The organism is Falsiroseomonas ponticola (genome assembly GCF_016805305.1).
In the GTDB taxonomy this organism is placed as follows: domain Bacteria; phylum Pseudomonadota; class Alphaproteobacteria; order Acetobacterales; family Acetobacteraceae; genus Falsiroseomonas; species Falsiroseomonas ponticola.
In genome coordinates, this window is the sequence record NZ_JAERQN010000007.1 from 201,384 (window position 1) to 224,174 (window position 22,791).

19 protein-coding genes are annotated in these 22,791 nt (G+C 70.5%); 12 read left to right on the forward strand and 7 right to left on the reverse strand.

Annotation, left to right across the window (positions count from 1 at the left end):
- Positions 1-12: 12 nt before the first annotated feature.
- The 6 genes from JJI54_RS20445 to JJI54_RS20470 all read right to left on the reverse strand — a co-directional run bounded on the left by JJI54_RS20445 (position 13) and on the right by JJI54_RS20470 (position 6,310).
- Complete coding sequence (locus JJI54_RS20445) at positions 13-1,509, reverse strand: amidohydrolase family protein (protein ID WP_203074912.1); 1,497 nt, start codon at positions 1,507-1,509, stop codon at positions 13-15.
- Positions 1,510-1,649: 140 nt separating this feature from the next.
- Complete coding sequence (locus JJI54_RS20450) at positions 1,650-2,675, reverse strand: ABC transporter substrate-binding protein (protein ID WP_203074913.1); 1,026 nt, start codon at positions 2,673-2,675, stop codon at positions 1,650-1,652.
- Positions 2,676-2,703: 28 nt separating this feature from the next.
- A complete protein-coding gene (locus tag JJI54_RS20455; protein WP_203074914.1) occupies positions 2,704-3,720 on the reverse strand; it encodes an ABC transporter substrate-binding protein in 1,017 nt (338 codons plus the stop codon).
- 98 nt (positions 3,721-3,818) lie between these two features.
- Positions 3,819-5,138 (reverse strand): NAD(P)/FAD-dependent oxidoreductase, encoded by a 1,320-nt coding sequence (locus JJI54_RS20460; protein WP_203074915.1) that lies wholly within the window; start codon positions 5,136-5,138, stop codon positions 3,819-3,821.
- A complete protein-coding gene (locus JJI54_RS20465; RefSeq protein WP_226381946.1) occupies positions 5,135-6,040 on the reverse strand; it encodes a DMT family transporter in 906 nt (301 codons plus the stop codon). Before JJI54_RS20465 ends, JJI54_RS20460 begins: the two co-directional genes overlap by 4 nt.
- A gap of 78 nt (positions 6,041-6,118) precedes the next feature.
- Positions 6,119-6,310, reverse strand: coding sequence for a hypothetical protein (locus JJI54_RS20470; RefSeq protein ID WP_203074916.1), 192 nt, complete (start codon positions 6,308-6,310; stop codon positions 6,119-6,121).
- Between the two features lie 215 nt (positions 6,311-6,525).
- Here JJI54_RS20470 and JJI54_RS20475 point away from each other — a divergent pair, with 215 nt between their 5' ends.
- From JJI54_RS20475 to JJI54_RS20525, 11 genes are read left to right on the forward strand one after another with little or no spacing between them, the layout of a single operon-like run.
- Positions 6,526-7,755, forward strand: coding sequence for an ABC transporter substrate-binding protein (locus tag JJI54_RS20475; RefSeq protein WP_203074917.1), 1,230 nt, complete (start codon positions 6,526-6,528; stop codon positions 7,753-7,755).
- Positions 7,756-7,785: 30 nt separating this feature from the next.
- Positions 7,786-8,637 (forward strand): branched-chain amino acid ABC transporter permease, encoded by an 852-nt coding sequence (locus tag JJI54_RS20480; protein ID WP_203074918.1) that lies wholly within the window; start codon positions 7,786-7,788, stop codon positions 8,635-8,637.
- The gene (locus JJI54_RS20485; protein WP_203074919.1) at positions 8,634-9,584 is read left to right on the forward strand and encodes a branched-chain amino acid ABC transporter permease; all 951 of its coding nucleotides are present in this window, start codon (positions 8,634-8,636) and stop codon (positions 9,582-9,584) included. The genes JJI54_RS20480 and JJI54_RS20485 overlap by 4 nt, the downstream gene beginning before the upstream one ends.
- On the forward strand, positions 9,581-10,342 hold the full coding sequence (locus JJI54_RS20490) for an ABC transporter ATP-binding protein (protein WP_203074920.1): 762 nt from the start codon (positions 9,581-9,583) through the stop codon (positions 10,340-10,342). The genes JJI54_RS20485 and JJI54_RS20490 overlap by 4 nt, the downstream gene beginning before the upstream one ends.
- Positions 10,335-11,036 carry an ABC transporter ATP-binding protein gene (locus JJI54_RS20495; protein ID WP_203074921.1) on the forward strand — a complete coding sequence of 234 codons (702 nt, stop codon included), beginning with the start codon at positions 10,335-10,337 and terminating at the stop codon, positions 11,034-11,036. Before JJI54_RS20490 ends, JJI54_RS20495 begins: the two co-directional genes overlap by 8 nt.
- A gap of 19 nt (positions 11,037-11,055) precedes the next feature.
- Positions 11,056-12,447 (forward strand): MmgE/PrpD family protein, encoded by a 1,392-nt coding sequence (locus JJI54_RS20500; RefSeq protein ID WP_203074922.1) that lies wholly within the window; start codon positions 11,056-11,058, stop codon positions 12,445-12,447.
- Positions 12,444-14,147 (forward strand): hydantoinase B/oxoprolinase family protein, encoded by a 1,704-nt coding sequence (locus JJI54_RS20505; RefSeq protein ID WP_203074923.1) that lies wholly within the window; start codon positions 12,444-12,446, stop codon positions 14,145-14,147. Before JJI54_RS20500 ends, JJI54_RS20505 begins: the two co-directional genes overlap by 4 nt.
- Positions 14,144-16,198 (forward strand): hydantoinase/oxoprolinase family protein, encoded by a 2,055-nt coding sequence (locus JJI54_RS20510; protein ID WP_203074924.1) that lies wholly within the window; start codon positions 14,144-14,146, stop codon positions 16,196-16,198. The genes JJI54_RS20505 and JJI54_RS20510 overlap by 4 nt, the downstream gene beginning before the upstream one ends.
- A 5-nt stretch (positions 16,199-16,203) precedes the next feature.
- Positions 16,204-16,812 (forward strand): cysteine hydrolase, encoded by a 609-nt coding sequence (locus tag JJI54_RS20515; RefSeq protein WP_203074925.1) that lies wholly within the window; start codon positions 16,204-16,206, stop codon positions 16,810-16,812.
- Entirely contained in the window at positions 16,809-18,218 is a 1,410-nt protein-coding gene (locus tag JJI54_RS20520; protein ID WP_203074926.1) for an FAD-dependent oxidoreductase, read from the forward strand. Before JJI54_RS20515 ends, JJI54_RS20520 begins: the two co-directional genes overlap by 4 nt.
- A 23-nt stretch (positions 18,219-18,241) precedes the next feature.
- Complete coding sequence (locus JJI54_RS20525; RefSeq protein ID WP_226381947.1) at positions 18,242-20,572, forward strand: xanthine dehydrogenase family protein molybdopterin-binding subunit; 2,331 nt, start codon at positions 18,242-18,244, stop codon at positions 20,570-20,572.
- A 13-nt stretch (positions 20,573-20,585) separates the two neighbouring features.
- On the opposite strand, the gene JJI54_RS20530 is transcribed toward JJI54_RS20525, so the two are convergent.
- On the reverse strand, positions 20,586-22,196 hold the full coding sequence (locus JJI54_RS20530) for a Na/Pi symporter (RefSeq protein WP_203074927.1): 1,611 nt from the start codon (positions 22,194-22,196) through the stop codon (positions 20,586-20,588).
- A gap of 169 nt (positions 22,197-22,365) precedes the next feature.
- Between JJI54_RS20530 and JJI54_RS20535 the strand changes: the two genes are divergently transcribed.
- On the forward strand, positions 22,366-22,788 hold the full coding sequence (locus JJI54_RS20535; RefSeq protein ID WP_203074928.1) for an ATP-binding protein: 423 nt from the start codon (positions 22,366-22,368) through the stop codon (positions 22,786-22,788).
- Positions 22,789-22,791 lie beyond the last annotated feature (3 nt).

The window sequence follows — 22,791 nt, forward strand, 5'->3', positions numbered from 1 at the left end:
CACGGCAATCCCCTATTCGGCGCGCAGCAGGCGCTTCGACTTGGTCCAGCCACGGGCGAGCGCGCGGCAATGGCAGGCGATATGCGGCGCCACCTCATGGCACCAGAGCTTGATCTCCGCATTCACCTCGCGCAGCCGGGCCGCGGCCTCGTTCGCCTCGGCGGCGAGCTTCGCCTCATCGAGGCCGAGCACCTTCCGGTCCCGCAGCTTCCACTCGCCGGCGATCATGACATCGACGACGGCGGCGCCATCCTCCGTCCAGACCAGCTGATTGGCGGCGTCGTTCAGCGGCGCCCAGTTGATGTGGTCGAGGTCGAGCAGCACCAGATCCGCCGCGCGCCCGGCTTCCACCACGCCGCCATCGAGCCCCAGCAGCCTGGAGGAACCGGCGGTCGCCAGCCGCACCGTCTCCGCCGTGCCGAGCCAGTCATCCTCCTCCGCATCCTCCCAGAGGCGGGAGGCGAAGGCGGCGAGGCGCATGGACTCGAACATGTTCTGGTTGTCGGAGGAGGAGGAGCCATCGGTGCCGAGCCCGACCGTGACGCCCGCCCTGATCGCCTTGCGCGCGGGCGCGATGCCGGAGGCGAGGCGCATATTGGCGCCGGGATTGTGGGAAAGGCCGCCGCCGCGCCTGGCCAGCAGGTCGAGGTCGCCATCGGTCAGCCAGACGCCATGCGCGACGCTGAACCAATCGCCGACCAGGCCGAGCCGGTCCATGTGTTCCAGCAGCGTCGCGCCCTCATAGCGCAGCACGCCGCCGGCATACTGGAAGCGGCTTTCGGCGACATGGGTCTGCATCTTCATGCCGTATTCGGCGGCGAGTGCGCGGCAGCCCTTCATGAAATCGTCGGTGCAGTGCAGCGGGATGGTCGGCGCGCAGCCCAGCACGATGTTTCGCGAGTTATGCGACCAGGATTTCGCGGCGCTGGCGATCGCATCCAGGATCTGCTGCGGCGCGGGCATGCGCATGGCCTCGGCCCGGGCGCGCAACTCGGGGGGCAGGGCCTCCGGCAGGCCAGGCGTGGCCTGGAAGAAGGTGAGGTCGGCCACCATCGGCGCCAGGATCGCCCGCAGCCCCACGGTCGCGTAGGCATCCGCCATGGCGTCCAGGCCCTCGACGGTCGGGCAGGGGAATTCGGCCGGCAGGTCGAAGACCGCGGTGCAGCCCTTCTTGAGGTTCTCGACGGCGTTCAGCGCGGTGGAGAGCCACTTGTCCCGCAGCACGCGGTTGCCGCTGATCCAGGGCGCATGGGCCAGCAGCACGGCCAGGTCCCATTTGTCGCCGGTGCCCTTGGCGATGCCGCCATGGCCATGGGTGTGGCCATTCACCAGGCCGGGGATGATGAGGCGCTTCGAGGCATCGAAGACCTGCGCGGATTCCACCGCGGTGCCCGGCGGCAGCAGCGCGGCGATGCGGCCATTCTCCACCAGCACATCGGCGAAGGGGGCGGAGAGGGCGTCGGGCGAGAGGACGCGCGCGCCGGTGAGCAGGGTCTGGGGGGCGGGCATGGGAGGGTCCTCCGGGGTGGGAGGGGTGGGCGTTACCCCCACCCCGACCCTCCCCCGGAAGCCCGGGGGAGGGGGATTGGCGCGACGGGCTCCCTCCCCCGCGCTTGCGGGGAGGGGTTGGGGTGGGGGTCTGCGCGCCCTTACAGCCGCCGCTCGGAAGCCGGCGGCAGGTAGCGGTCGGTGAACATGGTGCTGGCGGCGGGCGGGTTGGCGACGCCCAGCGCCTCCGCATTCACCGTCACCAGCTGCTGCGCGCGGGCCATGTCCACATGGCCGAGGCCGTGCTGGCGGCTGTTCGGCGTGATGATGGAGCGGTCGCGCGTCATGGCGAAGCGGCGGGCTTCCAGCGCCTCGTCGAACAGCGGCTCGCGGCGCTTGAGGCTGGCCATGCCGCCGGGCACGTCGTTGAGCAGCGCCTTCAGGCCATCGATCGAGGCCTTGACGAAGCGGGAGGCGACTTCCCCGTTCCGCTCAAGCCACTCCGCCCGGCAGAAGACGCCCGAGCCATAGAGGTCGAGGCCATGCTCGGCATAGGGCCAGGAGAGGATCTGATCCTCCGGGATGCCGAGGCCGACCAGGTTGAAGTGGACGGTGAAGAGGAAGCCCGTGACGGCATCCACCTGCCCCGTGCGCAGCATCGTGTCGCGCAGGTTCGCGGCCATGGAGGTCCAGCGCACGCGGCTGGCATCGATGCCGGCGACGCGGGAGAAGGCGGGGAAGAGCAGGCGGGAGCCCTCGCCCTCCGGCGCGCCGAGGTTCTTGCCGACGACGTCCTGCGGCTTCTCGATGCCCCGCCCGCGCATGGTGACGATGGCCGCCGCCGTGCGGTCGAAGACGGGGTAGAGCATGACCAGGCGGCTGTTCGGGTTCTCCGCATTGAACTTCACCGCGCCGGAGAAATCCGCGAAGCCGATGTCATAGGCGCCGGAGCCGACCTTCACGAGGGCGTCGCCGGAGCCGAAGCCGCGGTCCATGCGGACGGCCAGCTGTTCGCGGCGGAAGATGCCGCGATCCTCGGCCAGCGACCACATGCCGTGGTTGCCCTGCAGCGCCCAGTCGAGGGTGAAGCGCACGGCGGATTGCGCCGCGGCGGTGCGGATGGTGGGCAGCGACAGGGCCGCGCCGGCGGCGGTGGCCAGAAGGGTGCGGCGGTTCAGGCTGGTCATGGTCTTCGGTCTTTCCTCGGGACTGGCGTTACTGGATGCGCCGCGCTTCGGCGGCGGGCAGGAAGCGGGTATCCAGGATCTCGGCGGGGGCGGGCACGCGGGGCAGGCCGAAGCCCTGGGCGACGATGCCGATGGCGCGGGCCAGGCGCTCGGGCTCCACATGGCCGATGCCATTGGCCAGCGCCTCCGGCGTGCGGATCTGGTTGTCGATCACCCATTGCAGGCGTTCGGTCTCCAGCGCCGGGTCGAGCAGGGCCTCGCGGCGCGCGATGTGCTGCACGGCGGCGCGGGGATCGCGGATGGCCTCCACCCAGCCGCGGGTGATGGCGCGCACCAGCCCGGCCACCACCTGCGGGCGGCGTTCGGCCATCTCGGTCGAGACCAGGATGGAGTTGGACAGCACATCGACCCCGTGGTCGCCGTAATACATGAAGCGGACATCCTCGCGCCGCACGCCGAGGCCCTTCAACCCGAACCATACCGTGGAATCGAACCCTGTCACGGCCTCCACATCGCCACGGACCAGCAGCGTCTCCCGCAGCTGGGGGGTGACGGACTGGAAGTTGACGCGGCTGGCGTCGATGCCCGCCAGGGTGGCGAAGGCGGGGAACAGCCGGAAGCCCGTGTCGTTCTGCGGCGCGCCGACGCGGCGGCCGGCCAGGTCCTGCGGCCGGGTGACGTTGGCGCGGGCCAGGCTGACCACTGCCATGGGCGGGCGGGTGTAGAGCACCATGGCCGTCACCACGCGGCGTTCCGGCTGCCGGGCGGTGAACTCGATCAGCGTGTTGATGTCGCCGAATCCGGCGTCATAGGTCCCGGCGGCGATGCGGCCGATGGGGGCGGAGGAGCCCTCCCCGGGGTCCATGCGCAGCGTGATGCCTTCCTCGCGGAAGAAGCCGCGATCCTCGGCCAGGAAGAAGGGCGCGTTCGGCCCCTCCAGCCGCCAGTTGAGGATCATGCGCACGTTCTCCTGCGCCAAGGCGGGCGCCGCGGCGAGGAGGCCGGCGGCCAGCGCCAGGGCGCGGCGTGCGAGGGCTTTGGGCATGGGCTGCTCCTGTGGCGTGCAGAATCCCACGCCGCGGCACGGAGGTGCGCGGGCGGGACAACGCTTCGCCGCCGTCGTCCGCAAGCCCCGTGCCAGGATCAGCTCACGCGCCAGCCACTCGCGAAATCCTTCAGCCGGTACCAGCCGGTGACGATCGGCATGAACCAGGGCGTGCCGCTGTAGCCCGGCAGGGTCGGCATGGGCATGCGGCTGAAGGCGGAGGCGCGGTTGTCGCCCCCCAGCATCATGCGCGCGGCGACGGTGCCGAGATGCGTCATGGTGACGACGCCGCTGCCATTGCAGCCGAGTGCGTGATGCATGCCGTCCTGCACGCCGACATGGGGCAGCATGTCGAAGGCGAAGGCGACATTGCCCTTCCAGCCATGGGTGATCCGCACGCCCTGCAGCGCCGGCAGCAGATGGGTCATGTGCTTGTGCAGCCAGCGGGCACCCACGCGCGGATCGGTGTCCGACAGCGTCGCCCGGCCGCCGAACAGCACGCGCGTGCCGTCCGGCGAAGGGCGGAAGTAGTAGAGGATCTTCTTCGTGTCGCCATAGACGCGGCCCTTGGGCAGCACCGCCGCCACGCGGTCCCGGCCGATCGCCTCCGACGCCACCATGTAGGAGGCGACGGGCACGACGCGGCGGCGATGCCAGGGCAGCGCCTGGCCGGTATAGCCATTGGTCGCGACCATGGCGTGGCGGGCACGGATGACCCCGGCGCTGGTGGAGACGAGGAAGGTCGCGCCGTCCCGCGCCAGGCCGTTGACCGTGACGCCGCCCACCAGCGTGGCGCCGGCACGGCGGGCGGCTTCCGCAAGGCCGCGCGTGTAGCGGGCGGGGTGCAGGCTGGCGGCGCGGTGGTTCACCATCCCGCCGTGGTAATGGGGCGTGCCCAGCTCCTCCGCCAGGCGGGGGCGGGGCAGGATCTCCGCCGTGCCGGGGATGGCCGCGTTCAGCAGGGCGGCGCGCTTCGCCAGCGTCTCCATGGCCGCGGCGCTGTGGGCGCCGACGAAGCGGCCGCAGCGGGCGTAGTCGCAATCGATCGATTCGCGGGCCAGCAGCGCCTCGAAGGCATCGAAGCTGGCCTCCGCCTCCTCCACCATCTCGGCCAGCAGGGCGGGGTCCAGGCCCTTCGATACGTCGGATTTGGCGCGGCCCAGGCTGCCAGCGCCGGACAGCGCGCCGCCGTTGCGGGAGGAGGCGCCCCAGCCGATCGCCTCCCGGTCCAGCACCAGCGGCTTCATCCCGGCGCGCGCCAGTTCCAGCGCGGTGGAGAGGCCGGTGATGCCACCGCCGATGATGACGGCGTCGGCGTGGTCGGGCAGCGCGGTGACGGTGGGGGAGGGTGGGGCCGCGGCCTCCCACCAATAGGGCGTGGTCTTGAAGCCGGGGGCGAAGACCGTGTCGTCCGTCATGCCGGCCGTCCCGCGCTGCGCGCGAGGTAGAGCGTCGCCGCCACCATGATGAGGGTCCCCCAGACCAGTTCCCAGCCCGGCCTCTCGGCGAAGGCCAGCATCGCGATCACGGCGGAGGCCGGGATCTGTACGTATTCGATCGGCGCCAGCAGCCCGACAGGCGCGCGCCGCGCGGCCCAGGAGGCGCAGAAATCCCCGAGGATCGCGAGCACCGACCCCGCCACCAGCATCATCGCCGCGAAGGCCGTGGGCGTCTGCCAGACGAAGGCGGAGACCGGCCCCCAGACGATGACGGAGGCCAGCGCATACCAGGCGACCACGCGGGCCGGCGGCTCGGTGCTCGACAGGGTCTTCACCGCGATCAGCACCAGCGCACCCGTCAGCCCGCCCAGCAGCGCGGCCAGCGTGCCGGCCGAGACCTCACCCTGGAAGCCACTCTGGCCGCCGGCGATGACCAGCACCCCCGTGAAGCCGATGGCGGCCGCGATGGCGCGGTCCCAGCCCACCTTCTCCCCCAGCAGGAGAAAGGCCAGCGGCAGGGCCCAGAGCGGGCGCGCATGCATGATGGCCACCGCATCGGCCAGCGGCAGCCAGAGGATGGCCAGCATATGGACCATGAAGCCCACCAGCCCGGCGGCGCAGCGGAAGAGATGCGCACCCGGCCGGCGCGTGTGCAGCGCGGAAGGCCCGGCCCGCAGCAGCCAGGGCAGCATGACGAGGGTGGTGAAGAGGCCGCGCGCGAAGGGGACGAGGGGGACCGGCAGCCCATCCTGCATGGCGGCGCGGAAGCAGGCGCCCATGGCCGCGAAGGACAGGCAGCAGGCCAGCATCAGGCCCATGCCCGCCAGCAGCCGCCGCGTCTCGCTTGATTGTTCGCCTTGCGGCGCGGTCCCGGCGTCCATCCCGCGGGGAGGCTAGGCCCTGGGGAGGGCCAGGGAAAGGTGGGGGGCGGTTCGGCCGGCCACCCCCCTCCGGCGCACCTAGCGGCGGTCGGCGGCCAGCTCCGCCTCCAGCTCCTTGATCCGCGCCACCAGGGTGGTGCGGAGGGATGCGGAGGCCGTGGGCTTCATGCCGGCCAGGGTTTCCTTGAGCTCCGCCAGCAGGCGCTTCTTCTCCTGCGGGCTGCGGCGGATGGGGCGGTTGTCGGAGAACTGGCCCTCATGCGATCGCATCGGCGTGTCCTTCCCGGGCTGTTGTTGAGCGCACGGGTTAGGGGGGAGCCGCGGCGCCGTCAACGCGGGCAGGGGGTGCCCGGCCTGCATGCAAGTCGTGTCCAGGGTCGTGCCGGATGTTGTCCGGACAGCTTGCCTGAAACGCCGGGGCGGCGCAGATATCACGCCGCGCGGGGTGCCGCGTGACAGGGAAAGACCTCCGGGGAACCAACGCAATGCCGAACACGATCCTCCAAGGCGTGACGCCGTCCCGCCGCGCCCTGATGCTCGGTGCCGCCGGCGCCCTGGCGGCGCCCGGCGTGCTGCGCGCGCAGCCCGCGCCGATCAAGCTCGGCATCCTGCAGCCCGTGACGGGCGCGCTGGCGCAGGATGGCGAATACGGCCGCATCGGCGCCGAGCTCGCGATCCAGGAGCTGAATGCGACGGGTGGCATCAAGGCGCTGGGCGGCGCGCAAATCCAGATGGTCTTCGGCGATGCGCGGTCCAACCCGGAAGGCGGCACGGCCGAGGTGGAGCGCATGCAGGCGGAGGGCGTGGTCGCCATCGTCGGCGGCTTCGCCAGCCCGATCTGCCTGGCGGCCAGCCAGGCGGCCTCCCGCTACGACCTTCCCTACATCGTCGATGTCGGCGTCAGCGACCAGATCGTCTCCCGCGGCCTGCGCAACACCTTCCGCTTCAGCCCGGGGGCGGCCAGCATCACCCGCACCGCGCTCGACAACCTGGTCAAGCTGAACGACGCCGCCGGCAAGCCGGCCAGGACGGTCGTGCTGGTGCATGAGGACGGGCTGTTCGGCACCGGTGCGGCGCGCACCATGCAGGCGGAACTGCCGCCGCGCGGCTTCGAGATCCTGGAGACGATCAGCCACCCGTCCCCGGCGCGGGACATGTCCAACATCGCGCTGCGCATCCGCAGCCTGAACCCGGACCTGATCATCCCGTCCAGCTACTACAGCGAATTCGTGCTGCTGAGCCGCACGCTGCAGCAGCGCCGCATCCGCCCGAAGGGCATCTACGCCATCCTGAACGGCGCTGCCTCCAACTACCGCTTCGTGCGCGAATTCCCGGAAGCCGCGAACCTGGTGATGGACGTCAACCACTGGGCCGATCCGCGCAAGCCGAAGACGGCGGAGCTGCGCCGGACCGTGGAGGCGCAGAACCGCTTCTGGCTGTTCAACGTGCCGATGAACTACTCCGCCGTGATGCTGGTGGCCGATGCGCTGGAGCGCGCGGGCCGCGCCGACCGCAACGCGGTGATCGAGGCGCTGGCCCGCACCGATGGCAGCTTCACCCGCCACATCATGCCCTATGGCCCGACGAACTTCGTCAATGGCCAGAACCAGGCGGGCCAGGCGGTGAACACGCAGATCCAGAACAACGACGTGAAGGTCATCTTCCCGACCGAGTTCGCCGACGCCCAGCCGATCTTCCCCTGGCCGGCCGGGTGACCGTTGAACTCCTTCCCAGTTGAGATCGTGATGGAGGCCGTGGCGAACGGCCTCCTCACCGGGGCGGTGTACGGGCTGGTCGCGCTCGGCCTCACGCTCGTCTATGGCGTGCTGCACATCATCAACTTCGCCCATGGCGCGCTGCTGACCATGGCGATGTATGCGGCCTGGGTGGCATGGTCGGTCTTCGGGCTCGATCCCTATGTGGCGATCCTGCCGCTGGTGCCGATCTTCTTCGCGGTCGGCTACCTGCTGCAGCGCTTCATCATCATGCCGGCCAGCCAGGGCGATGACAGCAACATCCTGCTGGTGACGCTGGGCCTTTCGATCGTGCTGGAGAACGCGATGCTCGCGATCTTCCGGTCCGACACCCTCTCCGTGCAGGTGCCCTATGCGATGGAGGTGATCGAGGCCGGGCCCATGCTGCTCTCCTTCCCCCGCGTCGTCGGCTTCGGCGTGACGCTGGCGGTGGCGGTGGTGCTGTTCATCGTGCTGACGCGCACCGATACGGGGCGCGCGATGCGCGCCGTGGCGAAGGAGAGGACGGGCGCGGCGCTGGTCGGCATCGATGTGCGCCACGTCTATGCCGTGACCTTCGCCATCGGCTGCGCCTGCCTGGCGATTTCCGCCTGCCTGCTGCTGCCTTCCTTCTATGTGAACCCGCGCGTGGGCAATGCCTTCGTGCTGGTGGCCTTCACCATCGTCGTGCTGGGCGGCATGGGCAGCGTGCCGGGCGCGCTGCTGGGCGGCCTCTTCATCGGCGTGGTGGAGAGCCTGTCCGGCCTCTATTTCGGTGACAGCCTCGGGCAGCTCGGCATCTTCGTGATCTTCATCCTGGTGCTGCTGTTCCGGCCCACCGGCCTGTTCGGGGCGCGCGCGTGAAGGACCGTCAGCTTTCCCTCATCATCGCCTTCGCGCTTGTGGCGGCCCTGGTGCCGTTCTTCGTCACGGCCGGCACCTGGCTGAACTTCGCGGTGTTCACCATGATCCTGTGCCTGGCGGCGCAGGGATGGAACATCCTGGGCGGCTATGGCGGGCAGTACAGCTTCGGCCACGCCGCCTTCTTCGGCACGACCGCCTATCTGACGGCCGTTCTGCAATCGCGCTACGGGATCAACCCCTATGCGGCCATCGCCATCGGCATCGCCGCCGCGGCGGCGGTGGGCTGGGTGATCGGCTTCCTCTCCTTCCGCTCCGGCCTGAAGGGCAGCTACTTCGCGCTGGTGACGCTGGCCTTCGCGGAGGTCTTCCGCGTGGTTGCCAATGCGTCGGACATCACGGGCGGCGCGGCGGGTACGCTCATCAAGCTCGATGTCCGGCCGGAGAATTTCCAGTTCGCCTCCCGCGGCACCTTCTTCTGGGTGGTGCTGGGCATGGTCGTGCTGGCGATGCTCATCACGCGCGCGCTGGAACGCTCGCGGCTCGGCGCGCAGATGGTCGCGGTCAGGGAGAATGAGGATGCGGCCCGCGCGCTCGGCGTCGATGCGCTGCGCGTGAAGCTGGCGGCCATCGCGCTCTCGGCTGCCATCACCGGCGCGGCGGGCGGGCTCTATGCGCAGTATTTCCTCTACCTCGACGCCACCATCGCCTATGGCACCTGGATCAGCGTGGAGGCGCTGCTGGCGCCGATCGTGGGCGGGGCTGGTACCGTGTTCGGGCCGGTCGTGGGCTCCATCGTGCTGCACAGCCTCTCGGAATTCACCAAGAGCCTGGTGGGCCGCATTCCCGGCATCGACCTGGTGATCTTCGGCATCATGCTGATCCTGGTGGTGCGCTTCCCGCCGCGGAACATCCCGGGGCTGATCCGGCGCTGGAGGTCGGGCCGATGATCGAAGCCGATCCCGCCTTCCTCGCCGTGCGCAACGTCTCCATGCGCTTCGGTGGGCTGCTCGCCGTCTCCGACGCCTCCTTCTTCGTGAAGGAGGGCAGCATCACCGGCCTGATCGGGCCGAATGGCGCGGGCAAGACGACGCTCTTCGCCATCGTCTCCGGCTTCCAGAAGCCGACCTCCGGCCACGTGCTGTGGAAGGGGGAGGAGATCACGGCCCGCCCGCCGCATCTGCTGGCCCGCGCCGGCATCGCGCGCACCTTCCAGATCGTGCAGCCCTTCGCGGGCTTGAGCGTGCGGGAGAACATCGCGGTCGGCGCCTTCCTCCGCCACGCCAGGCGCGCCGACGCCATCGCGCTGGCGGAGAAGGTGGCCGAGCGCGTCGGGCTGACCGCCGAACTCGACAAGCCCGCGGCGGCGCTGACGGTGGCGGGCCGGAAGCGCGTGGAGTTGGCGAAGGCCCTGGCGACGGAGCCGAAGCTGCTGCTGCTGGATGAGGTGCTGGCAGGACTGAACCCCAGCGAGGTGCGCGACATCGTCCCCGTCGTCCGCGCCATCCGCGATTCCGGCGTGACGGTGCTGATGATCGAGCATGTGATGCAGGCCGTGATGAACCTCTGCGAGGCCGTGCATGTGCTGGCACAGGGCCGCATCATCGCCAGCGGCACGCCGGCGGAGGTCGTGGCAACGCCGGCCGTCGTCGAAGCCTATCTGGGTCATGGCGCGGCGACGCGCCTGTCAGGCCAGCGCGATGCTTGAGGTGAAGGACCTGGTCGCGGGCTATGGCCTGACCCGCGTGCTGGAAGGCGTCTCGCTGGAGGTGAAGGCCGGTGAGATCGTGGCCGTGCTGGGATCGAACGGCGCGGGCAAGACGACGCTGAACATGACCATCAGCGGGCTGGTGAAGCCGCGCGGCGGGGAAGTGCTGTTCGATGGCCAGCGCATCACCGGCCTCTCGCCGTCGCAGGTGATGGAACGCGGGCTGATCCAGGTGCCGGAGGGCCGCAAGATCTTCCCGAACCTGACGGTGCGGGAGAACCTCGAACTCGGCTCCTATCGCCGTGCCAAGCCGAAGCGTGCGCGGAATTTGGAGAAGGTCTTCGCCACCTTCCCGCGCCTGCGCGAACGCGTGGCGCAGGCGGCGGGCACGCTATCCGGCGGTGAGCAGCAGATGCTCGCGATCGGCCGCGGCATGATGGCGGAGCCGCGGCTGCTGATCCTGGACGAACCCTCGCTCGGCCTCTCGCCGCTGCTGGTGGAGGAGATGTTCGCGCTGATCCGCAAGCTGCATGGCGAGGGCTTGGCGATCATGCTCGTGGAGCAGAACGTCGCGCAGTCGCTGGAGATCGCGGACCGCGCCTATGTGCTGGAACACGGCGTCTTCGCGCTGTCCGGGCCCGCGGCCACGGTGCGCGACGATCCGGAATTGAAGCGGGCCTATCTGGGCCTGTAGCGGGGAAGGAAACAAAGCCATGGCCATGCTGACGCCGGGGGTCGCCGCCGCGACCGAGCTGCTCGCCACGCCACCCTCGCCATGGCTCGGCGAATGGTCGCGCTTCGCGGCCAAGCTGCGCTTCACCGACCTCTCCGCCGAAGTCGTCGCCCGCACGCGCCTCGCGCTGCTGGACTGCATCGGGGCGATCGCGTCGGGCGCGCAGGAGCCGGAATGCCAGGCCCTGGCCGCGCGGATGATCGCCCGCGAGGGTGGTGGCGAGGCACCGGTGATCGGCCATGCCGGCGGCGCGCGGCCTGGCACCGCGGCCTTCCTGAACGGCACCGCCGGCACGATGCTGGAGCTGGATGAGGGCAACCAGTACGCCCGCGGCCATCCCGCCATCCATGTCGTCCCCGCGCTGCTCGCCGCACCCCGCGGCGATGGGGCGGCGCTGCTGACGGGCCTCGCGCTGGGCTATGAGATGGGCAGCCGCGTCGGCATCGCGAGCAAGCTCAACGTCGCGATGCACCCGCATGGCACCTGGGGCACGCTGGGTGCGGCGACCGGCATCGCCAAGCTGCATGGCGCGACGGCGGAGGAGTTCCGCGGCGTCATCAACATGGCCTCCACGCTCGGCCTGGCCACGTCGCGCAAGACGATGCTGGAAGGCGGCACGGTCCGGAACACCTATGCCGGCGTCGCCAACATGCTCGGCATCACGGTGTGGGACTTGGTGCGCGCGGGCTTTGAGGGCGAGCGCGACGGCGTCGCGACGATCTTCGGCCATGTCAGCGCCCACGACTTCCGGCCGGAGGAGATGGTGGCCCATCTCGGCACGCGGTGGGAGATTGCGCGCAACTACTTCAAGCGCCACGCCGCCTGCCGCTACACGCATGGCGCGCTGGACGCGATGGCGAAGATCGTGGCGGAGCACGGCCCGCTGACGCCGGACCAGGTGAAGGCGGTGCAGGTGCACACCTATGTGTGGGCCGCGCAGCTGGACAGCCCCGCGGCGCCCAACATGCTGGCCGCCAAGTTCAGCATCCCCTTCGCCATCGCCACCTTCATCCGGCACGGCGCCGCGACAGTCCCCGCCTTCCGCGGCCCGGCGCGGGAGGATCCCGTGACGTTGGCGCTCGCACAGCGCGTGGCCGTCGATGAGGATGCGGCGATGACGGCGATGCTGCCGGGCCTGCGCCCCGCCCGCGTCGCCATCACGCTGAACGATGGCCGCGTGCTGAGCGCGGAGGTCACGACCAATCGCGGCGACACCGAGGATCCCTTCACGGAGGCCGAGGTGCGCGAGAAGTTTCGTGAGTTGGCCGACCCGGTCTATGGCGCGCAGCGGGCGCGCGCCATCGAGGACGCTGTCCTCGCGCTCGGCCCGCATGTCGAAGTGACTTCACTGGTGGAATTGCTGGCACGATGAGTCTTGCTGATTTCCGCGAGCGCGGGGCGCTCGACGCCGTGACGCTTGCCGTCCTCAAGGGACGGCTTGAGCAGATCGCCGACGAGATGGACGCGACGCTCTATCGCAGCGCCTTCAACCCTATCATCGCGGAGGCGCGCGACGCCTGCCACGGCATCTACCACGCGGAGACCGGCGCCACGCTGGTGCAGGGCACGAAGGGGCTGCCGATCTTCGTCGGCGCCATGTCCTTCGCCGTGCAGGCCGTCATCAAGCGGGTGCAGGCGGGCGCCGGGCTGGAGCCCGGCGACACCTTCATCTTCAACGACCCCTATGAGGGTGGCACGCACCTCAACGATTTCCGCCTGGTGCGGCCGCTGTTCAGGAACGGGCAGCTGTTCTGCTGGCTCGCCAGCGTCGGCCACTGGCTCGACATCGGCGGCAACGTGCCGGGCAACTACAATCCCCGCGCAACGGAAAGCCACCAGGAAGGCGTGCGCTTTCCGCCGGTGAAGCTGATCCGCGCCGGCGTGATGCAGCAGGACATCCTGGATATCCTCGCCGCCAACAGCCGCGTGCCGCAATCCAACTGGGGTGACCTGAACGGCCAGCTGAATGCGCTGGATCTCGGCGAGCGGCGCCTCTCCGCGCTGCTGGACGAGACGAGCGAGACGACGGTGGAAGCCGCCTTCGTGGCGCTGGCGGACCGTGCCGCGGCGCTGATGCAGGCGGAGGTCGAGGCCCTGCCCGATGGCGACTACGCCTTCGAGGACTATCTCGACAATGACGGCGTGACGGATGAGCGCCTGGTCATCGCGCTGGACATGCAGGTGCGCGGCGGGTCGATGCTGCTGGACTTCTCCCGCAGTTCCGACGCCTGCCTCGGACCGATCAACATCAGCCGCGCGACGACGGTAGCGGCCTGCTACGTCGCATTGAAGCATGCCTTCCCCGATGTACCGGCCAACGCGGGCGTGCTGCGGCCGATCGAATTCGTCATCCCCGACAATTCGCTGCTGGGTGTTGGCCCGCCGCGGCCGGTCGCGGGCTATACGGAGACGATCCTGCGGCTGATCGGCGTGATCTTCGGCGCGCTCGGCAAGGCCGTGCCGGAACGCGCGACGGCGGCGCCTTTCGGCACGATCAATGCGCTGTCGCTGTCCGGCCAGCGCAAGGACGGCACGCGCTGGGTGATGTTCTCCTTCTTCGGCGGCGGGCTCGGCGGCAATCCGGAAAGCGATGGGCTGCACCACGCGAACAACCCGATCTCCACGGCGACGATTCCGCCGGCGGAGATCCTGGAGGCCGCCTATCCCGTGATGTTCACGCAATGGGCGCTGCGTCCGGATAGCGGCGGGGCGGGGCTGCATCGCGGCGGCGTCGGCGCGGTCTATGAGATCGAGGCGCTGTCGCCTGGCACGACGGAAGTGGCGCTGCTGGGTGAGCGTGGCCGCTTCGCCCCCTTCGGCGTCAGCGGCGGGCAACCGGCGGCGCTGAACACCTTCGCCTGGCAGTCGAAGGACGGCTGGAACACGCCGCCCATGGCCAGCAAGATCGTCGGCGTGAAGATCGAGGCCGGGCAGCGCGTGCGCCTCGAAGCGCCGGGTGGTGGCGGATGGGGCGACCCGATACAACGGCCGCGGGAAGCGGTGGCGCGGGATATCAGGCTTGGCTTCGTCAGCGCGGAACGCGCGGCACAGGACTACGGATACCGGGCATGAGCAGCGCACCGATTGTTGGCGTGGACGTCGGCGGGACCTTCACCGACCTCTTCCTCTACGACCCCGGCACCAGCAGCTTCCGCACGGCAAAGGTGCCGTCGAACCGGGGCGACGAGGCCGTGGGCTTCATGAACGGCCTCCGCGCGCTGGGCGGCCCCGCGGGGTTCGAGGCGATCGTGCATGGCACGACCGTCGGCACCAATGCGCTGCTGGAGCGCAAGGGCGCGAAACTCGGCGTCATCACCACCGCGGGCTTCCGCGACGTGCTTGAGATGCGGCGGCGGGACCGGCGCAACACCTGGGGCCTCTGGGGCGACTTCACGCCGATCACGGACCGCGACCTGCGGGTCGAGGTGGCGGAGCGCATGCTGGCCGATGGCACGGTCCACACCCCCGTCGATATCGCGGCGGTGGAGTCGGCGGCGCGCGACCTGCTGGCGCGTGGCGCGGAAGCCTGCGCCATCGTCTTCATCAACGCCTATGCGAATGGGGCGAATGAGGCTGCGGCGGCGAAGGCCGTGCGCGCCATCTGGCCGACGCCGCATGTCAGCGTCTCCTCCGAAATCCTGCCGGAGATCCGGGAGTTCGAGCGCGCCTCCACCACCGGGCTCAACGCGTATCTGCAGCCAGGCGTCGCGAGCTATCTCGGCAAGCTGGAAGGCGCGCTGGCGGAATCGGGCTTCGGCGGGCGCTTCCACATCGTGCAGTCCAATGGTGGCATCATGTCCACCGCCACGGCGCGCAGCGTGCCCGTGCGCACGGCGCTGTCGGGACCGGCGGCGGGCGTGATCGCGGCGGCGGCGATCGCCAAGGCGGCGGGGTTCGAGAACGCCATCACCTGCGACCTCGGCGGTACCTCCTTCGACGTTTCGCTGGTCGCGGGTGGCGAGATGGCGCTGGCGGCGCAGGCGACCATCGATTTCGGCCTCGTCATCCGCAGCCCGATGATCGAGATCACGACCATCGGCGCCGGCGGCGGCTCCATCGCGCATGTCGATCGCGGTGGCCTGCTGCAGGTGGGGCCGGAGAGCGCGGGCAGCCGGCCGGGGCCGGTCTGCTACGGCCAGGGCAATACGCGCCCGACGCTGACGGATGCGAATGTCGTGCTCGGCCGCATCAATGCGGACAAGCCGATCGGCGGCGCGCTTTCGCGCCTGGATGTGGAGGGCGCCAAGGCCGCGCTGCTGAAGCATGTCGGCGATCCCCTCGGCATCGACGCCATGGCGGCGGCGGAAGCCGTGGTGCGCGTCGCCAATGCGAAGATGGCGGGCGCCATCAGACTCGTCTCCATCGAGCGGGGGCATGATCCGCAGAAGTTCGTGGCGCTGCCCTTCGGCGGTGGCGGCGCGCTGCATGTCGGCGCGCTGATCAAGGAGGTGGGCCTTCAGGCCGCGCTGGTGCCGCGCTTCCCGGGTGTGACGAGCGCCATCGGCTGCGTCATCGCCGATGTACGGCACGACCAGGTGCGCACGCTGAACCTCAACCTCGATGGCATCGATGCCGCGGCGCTCGATCGCCGGATGGTCGAGGAAGCGACCGCCGCGCGTGCCGTGGTGGAGGGTGCGGGGCTGCCGGTGGAGCGGATCGAGGTCCGCTTCGAACTCGACATGCACTATGCCGGGCAGACGCACACCGTCGGCGTGCCGCTGCCCGTGCATGTGAAGGACGGCACCACGGGCGTCAGCGAGGCCATCATCCGCATGGCCTTCGAAGCCGCCTACCAGACCGCCTTCAGCCGCCTGCTGCCGGGGCTTGGCATCCGCATCGTCTCGCTGCGCACGGCGGCCATCGGCATCCGCCCGGATTTCGACCTGACGACGCTGGCGCCTCCCAAGGACGCCACGGTGGAGGGCGCGGCGCGCGGCGCGCGGCAGGTGTGGTTCGATGGCGCCTGGCACACGGCCACGGTGTGGTCGCGGCTCGACCTGCCGGAGGGATCGCGCGTGCATGGCCCGGCTATCCTCGAGCAGGGGGATGCGACGGTTGTCGTCGATCCCGACCTGGTCGCGCGCACCGACCGCTTCGGCAACCTGATCATCGAACGGGAGTGACGGCGATGGCCGAGGCGGCGATCCCCATCAGCCAGACCGCGCTGCTGCTCTGCGACCTGCAGAACGATTTCGTTCATTCCAATGGCGCCTATGGCCGCGCCGGATACACGGCGGCGGCGATTGCAGCGATCCCGGCGCGCCTGAAACCCCTGGCGGATGCGATGCGGGCGAAGGGCGGGTGGATCGCCTCCACCCATTTCACGCTCTTCACCGGCAAGGGCGGCGAGCCCTGGATCGACCCGCACCTCAAGGCGATGCGCCCGTTCCTGAAGAAGGGCGACTTCGTCATGGGCGGCTGGGGGCATCAGGTGGTGGAGGAACTCGCACCCTCCGACCTGCCCGTCGAGAAGGTGGGCTATGACGCCTTCTACCAGACGCGCCTCGAATGGGTGCTGCGCAAGGCGGGCATCCGCAAGCTGCTGGTCAGCGGCATCGTGACGAATGGTGGCGTCGCTTCCACGGTGCGCGGCGCGCATGTGCGGGAGTTCGAGGTGACGGTGCTGGAGGACGCCTGCGCCGCCTTCACGGAGGAGTTGCACCGGACGGCGATCGAGGCGCTGCGCCCCGTGGCGAAGATCAGCACCATCGCCGAGGAACTGGCGAAGCTGCCATGAGCATCGGCCGCGTCGTCACCGAGGCCGATCCGGCCTTCGAGATCGAGGTTCCCGTCGCCATCATCGGCGCCGGCGCGGCGGGGCTGGTGGCGGCTCTCTCCTGCCTTGATGCGGGGGTGGAGCCGCTGCTGCTGGAACGCGATCCGGTGCCGCGCGGCAGCACCTCCCTCAGCGCGGGCCTCATCCCCGCCGCGGGCACGCGGTTTCAGCGTGCCCATGGCATCGAGGATGATGTCGAGACCTTCGCCCGCGACATCCAGAAGAAGGCGCATGGCCAGGCCGAGCCGACCACGGTGCGCACGGTGGCGGAGAATGCGGGCCGCGCCATCGAATGGCTGGCGGATCGCCACGGGCTCGACTTCTCCGTCGTGCACGACTTCTCCTACCCCGGCCACACGCATCGCCGCATGCATGGCCTGCCGAGCCGGAGCGGGGCGGAACTCGTGGATCGGCTGCGCAGCGCGGCCGAGGCCGCGGGCGTGCCGCTGCTGACGGAAGCGCGCGTGACGACGCTGGTCGCGGACCAGTCCGGGCGGCTCCGCGGCCTGGTCGCGACGCGGCCTGATGGCACCGAGGAGCGCATCGGCGCCAAGGCCATCGTGCTGGCCTGCTGCGGCTATGCCGGCAACAAGGAACTCGTCCGCAAGTACATCCCGGAGCTCGCGGAGGCCGTCTATTTCGGCCATCCGGGGAATGAGGGCGAAGCGCTGGCCTGGGGCGAGCAGATCGGCGCGGAGCTTCGCGACATGACGGGCCACCAGGGCCACGGATCCGTCGCGCATCCTCAGGGCATCCTCGTCAGCTGGGCCGTCATCATGGAAGGCGGTTTCCAGGTGAACGTCGAGGGTCGGCGCTTCTGGAATGAATCCTCGGGCTATTCGGAAGCCGGCGTGGCCGTGATGGGCCAGCCCGGCTCCATCGCCTGGGATGTCTTCGACAGCCGCATCGCCGGCATCACCGCGCAGTTCGAGGATTTCCGGCAGGCGCAGGCGCAGGGCGCGGTGATCAGCGCGGAGACGCCCGCCGAACTGGCGCGGCTGATGAAGCTGCCGGAGGACGCCTTCCCGGCCACCTTCGATGAGGTCGCGCGCCTGAAGCGGGACGGCGCCACGGATGGCTTCGGCCGCAACTGGCAGGGCGTGGCGCCGCTCGCCGGGCCGCTCTGCGCGGTGCGCGTCACCGGCGCGCTGTTCCACAGCCAGGGCGGGCTTGTCGTCGATGAAGGTGCGCGCGTGCGGCTTGCGGGCGGCGGCATCCTCCCCAACCTCTTCGCCGCCGGCGGTGCGGCCTGCGGCGTTTCCGGGCCGGAGGCCGGCGGCTACCTTTCCGGCAATGGCCTGCTGAGCGCCGTCACGCTGGGGCGCATCGCGGGGCAGGGGGCCGCCGCGGTCGCCGCGACCGACTAAGCAATAACGAGGGAAGACGTTCGATGGACCAGATGGTGGGCGACCAGTTCGGCATCGGCCAGCCCGTGCGGCGGAAGGAGGATGTGCGCCTCCTCACGGGTCGCGGCACCTACACGGATGACATCAACGTCGATGGCCAGGCGCATATGGCGGTGCTGCGCTCGCCCCACGCCCATGCGCGCATCGTCTCCATCAACCTTGATGCCGCGCGCGCCGCGCCCGGCGTGCTGGCGGTGCTGACGGGGCAGGATGCGGAAGCCGATGGCATCGGCCTCTTCCCCGTGATGGTGGAGGTGCCGCCGATGGATGGCACGCCGCCGCTCTACGCGCCGCCCCGCACCATCCTGCAGACCGAGCGCGTGCGCTTCGTCGGCGACCTCGTCGTCGCCGTGGTCGCGGAGACGCGGGCCCAGGCGCAGGATGCCTGCGAGCTGGTCGAGATCGACTACGAGCCGCTGCCCGCCATCACCGATACCGCCCGCGCCCTGGATGACGACGCGCCGGTGATCTGGGAGGACCGCGGCAGCAATCTCTGCGTCCATTGGTCGAATGGCCGGGAAGCCGAGGCCGATGCGGCCTTCGAGCGTGCGCACAAGATCGCCCGCGTCGAACTCGTGCAGAACCGCCTGGTCGGCAACCCGATGGAGCCGCGCGTCGCCATCGGCCGCTGGGATGCGGAGCGGGAGCGCTATGAGCTTCACAGCCCGAGCCAGGGTGCGATGAAGGTGCGGGAGTCGCTGGCGAAATACGCCTTCAAGGTGCCGCTGGAGAAGGTGCGCGTCATCTCCCGCGATGTCGGCGGCGGCTTCGGGCTCCGCGGCAAGAATTTCCCGGAATCGGCGCTGGTGCTCTGGGCGGCCAAGCGGCTGGGGCGGCCGGTGAAGTGGCGCTCCGACCGCAGCGAGACGATGGTCAGCGACCCGCATGGCCGCGACCACGTCACTAAGGCGGAGATGGCCTTCGACGAGAACGGCAAGGCGCTCGGCATGCGCGTGCGCAGCATCGCGGCCATGGGCGCCTACCTGTTCGACTTCGGGCCGCGCATCCCGACCGTCGCCGGCGCGCGCATCGCCGGCACGGTCTATGACCTGCAGGCGGTGAACCTCCAGGTGCGCTGCGCCTTCACCAACACCGTGCCGACGGATGCCTATCGCGGCGCGGGGCGGCCGGAGATCGCCTATACGATCGAGCGCCTGCTCGATATCGGCGCGGCGCAGTTCGGCATCGGCAAGGATGAGATCCGCCGCCGCAACTACATCCGCGCCGACCAGATGCCGTACAAGAATTGCGTCGGCAACGTGCTGGACAGCGGCGATTTCAGCGGCACCCAGGCCATGGCGCTGAAGCTCGCGGATTGGGATGGCTATCCCGCGCGCAAGGCGGCCTCCGAAGCCGCGGGGAAGAAGCGCGGCATCGGCATCGGCTATTTCGTGGAGGCCTCGGGCGGCCAGCCGCAGGAATGGGCGCGCGTGGTGATGACGCCGGAAGGCAAGGCGCGGCTGCATGTCGGCACCTTCAGCCACGGCCAGGGGCATGAGACGGCCTTCGCGCAGATCGTCCATGCCCGCCTCGGCATCCCCTTCGAGGATGTGGAACTGGTCCAGGGCGATACGGACCAGCTCGAACAGGGCTTCGGCACCGGCGGCTCCCGCTCCTCCCAGATGGGCGGTGTCGCCTCCTCCCGCGCCTCGGAAGCGGTGCTGGCCAAGGCCAGGCGCATCGCGGCGCATCTGCTGGAAGCCGGCGTCGCCGATATCGAGCTGGTGGCGGGCCAGTTCACCGTCGCGGGCACGGACATGGCCGTCAGCTGGAAGCAGGTCGTCGCGGCGTCGCTCGATCCCGCGAAGCTGCCGGATGGCGAAGCGCCGGGCCTCGACGAGCAGGTCCTCTACAAGCGCAGCACCGAATGCAACTTCCCGAATGGCTGCCACGTGGCGGAGGTGGAGATCGACCCGGAGACGGGGCGCCTCACCGTCGATCGCTATGCCGCGGTGGATGACGTCGGCAACGTCATCAACCCCATGCTCGTGCATGGCCAGTCGCATGGCGGCATCGCACAGGGGCTCGGCCAGGCGGTGCTGGAACACGCGGTCTATGACAGCGAAAGCGGCCAGTTCCTGACCGCCACCTTCCAGGACTACGCCATGCCGCGGGCGGAGGACCTGCCGGACCTCGCCATCGACTTCAACATCGTGCCGACGCCCATCAACGACCTCGGCGTGAAGGGCGCCGGGGAGGGGGGCGCCTGCGGGGCGCCGCCCGCCATCGTCTCCGCGGCGTGCGAGGCGCTGGGCGTCGATCACATCGATATGCCGCTGACGCCGGAGCGGGTCTGGCGCGCCCTCTCCCGCTGAGGGCGCGGCGCCCTCAGCCGGGGGCGGGCGCCAGCAGCAGGGCCTGGCGGCGCGTCAGCCAGACCATGCGCTCGAACAGGGAGGTGGCGCGGAACAGCACGTCCTGCGCGGCATAGGGCAGGTTGGGCTCGTCCCGCGCCAGGCGCCGGCGCAGCCCGTCCATCATGTCGCTGCGATCCGCCGTCAGCGTGCCGAGCAGCGCCAGGCTTTCCGCATCGCCCGCCCCGCCGAACTCGGCCAGTTCGCCCAGCAGCAGGTGCAGCGCCTCCGCCAGCCGGTGGATCACCGGCAGCAGGGTCGCGGCCTCCGCGGGGCCGATGCCGGCGGCGACCTCGCTGAATTCGCCCAGCGTCTCCCGCAGCGCGCGCAGGCCATCCAGCGCGGCTTCCAGCGCCACGGCGCGGTCCAGTTGCTCCGGCCCGCAGCCGCGGGACAGGATGTCCTTCAGGAAGATGCCGATCCGCGCCTCCAGCGCCTCGCTCGCCTCCAGCATCGCGGCCTGGGGGGCTTCGGGCGCTTCCGGTTCGGCGCGCAGCCGGTCCGCCAGGACCGGCAGCCGGTTCAGCAGGCGCCGCTGTTCGCGCGCCACCAGATCGAGCGCCGTGACGGGTTCCGCCAGCGCCTGTTCATAGATGTAGCGGGGGCGGGACAGGGCCTCCGCCTGGGTCTCGGGCGACAGCCGCGCCAGCAGCCGTTCGGTCGCCGCGCCGAAGGGGGACAGCGCCAGGGCGGAGACGAGCTGCAGCGCCAGGAACAGCCAGGCGAGGCGGGTTTGCGGATCCTCCGCCACGGCCGAGAGGCCGAGCAGCAGCGGCAGGCCGGAGGCATGCTCCACCGCCAGCAGCAGGATGAACAGGGCCGCGCCCGCCGCCTTGATCAGCGCCTGGTAGATGGCCAGCCGGCGGCTTGTGCCGCGCAGGTCGGAGGAGAGCAGCAGCACCGCAAGGCCGGAGCCGACCGAGGCGCCGCAGGCGACCAGCAGGGCCTGTTCGAAGTCGAGCACCCCGGCCTCATGCATCGCCAGGGCCAGGATCGTGACAGTGGAGGAGGATTGCGCCACCATCGCGACCACGGCGCCGGCCAGGCAGGCGATCGCCAGCGCGGCGATGCCGCCGGAGGCCGCGGCCAGCACCTCCCGCACCGCCGCCAGGTCCCGCAGCGGCGTGGCGCCGAGCTTCATCAGGTCGATGCCGAGGAACAGCAGCGCCAGCCCGAGCAGCGCGCCGAGCGCCGGGCGGAGCGGGCTTGCCCGCCCCAGGTTGCGGGTGCTGAGGAAGCCGACGACGCCCACCAGCCACAGCGCGGCCAGGTGCAGGTCCACGGTGGCCAGCAGCACCAGCCCCGCCGTGCCGATATTCGCGAAGCCCACGATCAGCATGGCGCGGGGCAGCGCCAGGATGCCGGCCTGGACCAGGGAGGTGCTGATGAAGGTGGCGGCGTTGCTGCTCTGCGTCAGGGCGCCGAGCATGACGCCGAGCGCGGCGCTGCGCGGCGCGCTGCGCGTGGCGGTGCCCAGCATGCGGCGCATGCGGCCGCCCGCCAGCAGTTGCAGATGCGTGCCGAGCCCCTTGATGCCGACGAGGAACAGGCCGAGCCCCGCCACGAAGGTCCCGAACATTTCCATCAGGCAGGCTCCATGACGGGGTCCGGCACCCAGCAATGGACGGTAAACCTTGATTCCGCGTTGATGCCGGGGCCACGCCCGGCCCGGCGCCCCGCCCCGCTTGGGGGACGCGACAAGCGCCGCGGCCACGGCTAACCTTCCCGTGACCGGCTTCCAGAGAGCACCTCACGTGCCGCAACCGCTTGCCCTGACCATCCCGCCCGATACGGAGGAGGTCCCGCGTCTGCTCGACGCGCTGGAAGGCTTCGCCGAGGAGGCGGGCCTGTCCCCCAAGGCCGCGCATCGCCTGGCGGTGGTGGTGGAGGAGCTGGCGGCCAATGTCGCCATGCACGGCACCGGCGGGGAGGGCGGCGCCACCTACATCGCCGTCACCGTGCGGCAGGAGGCGGAGGAGGTCATCGCCACCGTGGAGGATGACGGCCGCGCCTTCGACCCGCTGGCCCGGTCGGCCCCCGATACCGAGGCGGCGCTGGAGGACCGGGATATCGGCGGGCTCGGCGTGCATTTCGTGCAGCAGATGACCAAGGCGCTGCGCTACAGCCGGGAAGGCGGCCTGAACCGGCTGACGGCCGTGCTGGACGCGGCCGGCTGAACG

Excerpts from the sequence above, each read along its gene's own strand:
- JJI54_RS20445 (WP_203074912.1), bottom strand. The coding sequence starts at position 1,509 with ATGCCCGCCCCCCAGACCCTGCTCACCGGCGCGCGCGTCCTCTCGCCC.
- JJI54_RS20450 (WP_203074913.1), bottom strand. The coding sequence starts at position 2,675 with ATGACCAGCCTGAACCGCCGCACCCTTCTGGCCACCGCCGCCGGCGCG.
- JJI54_RS20455 (WP_203074914.1), bottom strand. The coding sequence starts at position 3,720 with ATGCCCAAAGCCCTCGCACGCCGCGCCCTGGCGCTGGCCGCCGGCCTC.
- JJI54_RS20460 (WP_203074915.1), bottom strand. The coding sequence starts at position 5,138 with ATGACGGACGACACGGTCTTCGCCCCCGGCTTCAAGACCACGCCCTAT.
- JJI54_RS20465 (WP_226381946.1), bottom strand. The coding sequence starts at position 6,040 with ATGGACGCCGGGACCGCGCCGCAAGGCGAACAATCAAGCGAGACGCGG.
- JJI54_RS20470 (WP_203074916.1), bottom strand. The coding sequence starts at position 6,310 with ATGCGATCGCATGAGGGCCAGTTCTCCGACAACCGCCCCATCCGCCGC.
- JJI54_RS20475 (WP_203074917.1), top strand. The coding sequence starts at position 6,526 with ATGCCGAACACGATCCTCCAAGGCGTGACGCCGTCCCGCCGCGCCCTG.
- JJI54_RS20480 (WP_203074918.1), top strand. The coding sequence starts at position 7,786 with ATGGAGGCCGTGGCGAACGGCCTCCTCACCGGGGCGGTGTACGGGCTG.
- JJI54_RS20490 (WP_203074920.1), top strand. The coding sequence starts at position 9,581 with ATGATCGAAGCCGATCCCGCCTTCCTCGCCGTGCGCAACGTCTCCATG.
- JJI54_RS20495 (WP_203074921.1), top strand. The coding sequence starts at position 10,335 with ATGCTTGAGGTGAAGGACCTGGTCGCGGGCTATGGCCTGACCCGCGTG.
- JJI54_RS20500 (WP_203074922.1), top strand. The coding sequence starts at position 11,056 with ATGGCCATGCTGACGCCGGGGGTCGCCGCCGCGACCGAGCTGCTCGCC.
- JJI54_RS20505 (WP_203074923.1), top strand. The coding sequence starts at position 12,444 with ATGAGTCTTGCTGATTTCCGCGAGCGCGGGGCGCTCGACGCCGTGACG.
- JJI54_RS20510 (WP_203074924.1), top strand. The coding sequence starts at position 14,144 with ATGAGCAGCGCACCGATTGTTGGCGTGGACGTCGGCGGGACCTTCACC.
- JJI54_RS20515 (WP_203074925.1), top strand. The coding sequence starts at position 16,204 with ATGGCCGAGGCGGCGATCCCCATCAGCCAGACCGCGCTGCTGCTCTGC.
- JJI54_RS20520 (WP_203074926.1), top strand. The coding sequence starts at position 16,809 with ATGAGCATCGGCCGCGTCGTCACCGAGGCCGATCCGGCCTTCGAGATC.
- JJI54_RS20525 (WP_226381947.1), top strand. The coding sequence starts at position 18,242 with ATGGACCAGATGGTGGGCGACCAGTTCGGCATCGGCCAGCCCGTGCGG.
- JJI54_RS20530 (WP_203074927.1), bottom strand. The coding sequence starts at position 22,196 with ATGGAAATGTTCGGGACCTTCGTGGCGGGGCTCGGCCTGTTCCTCGTC.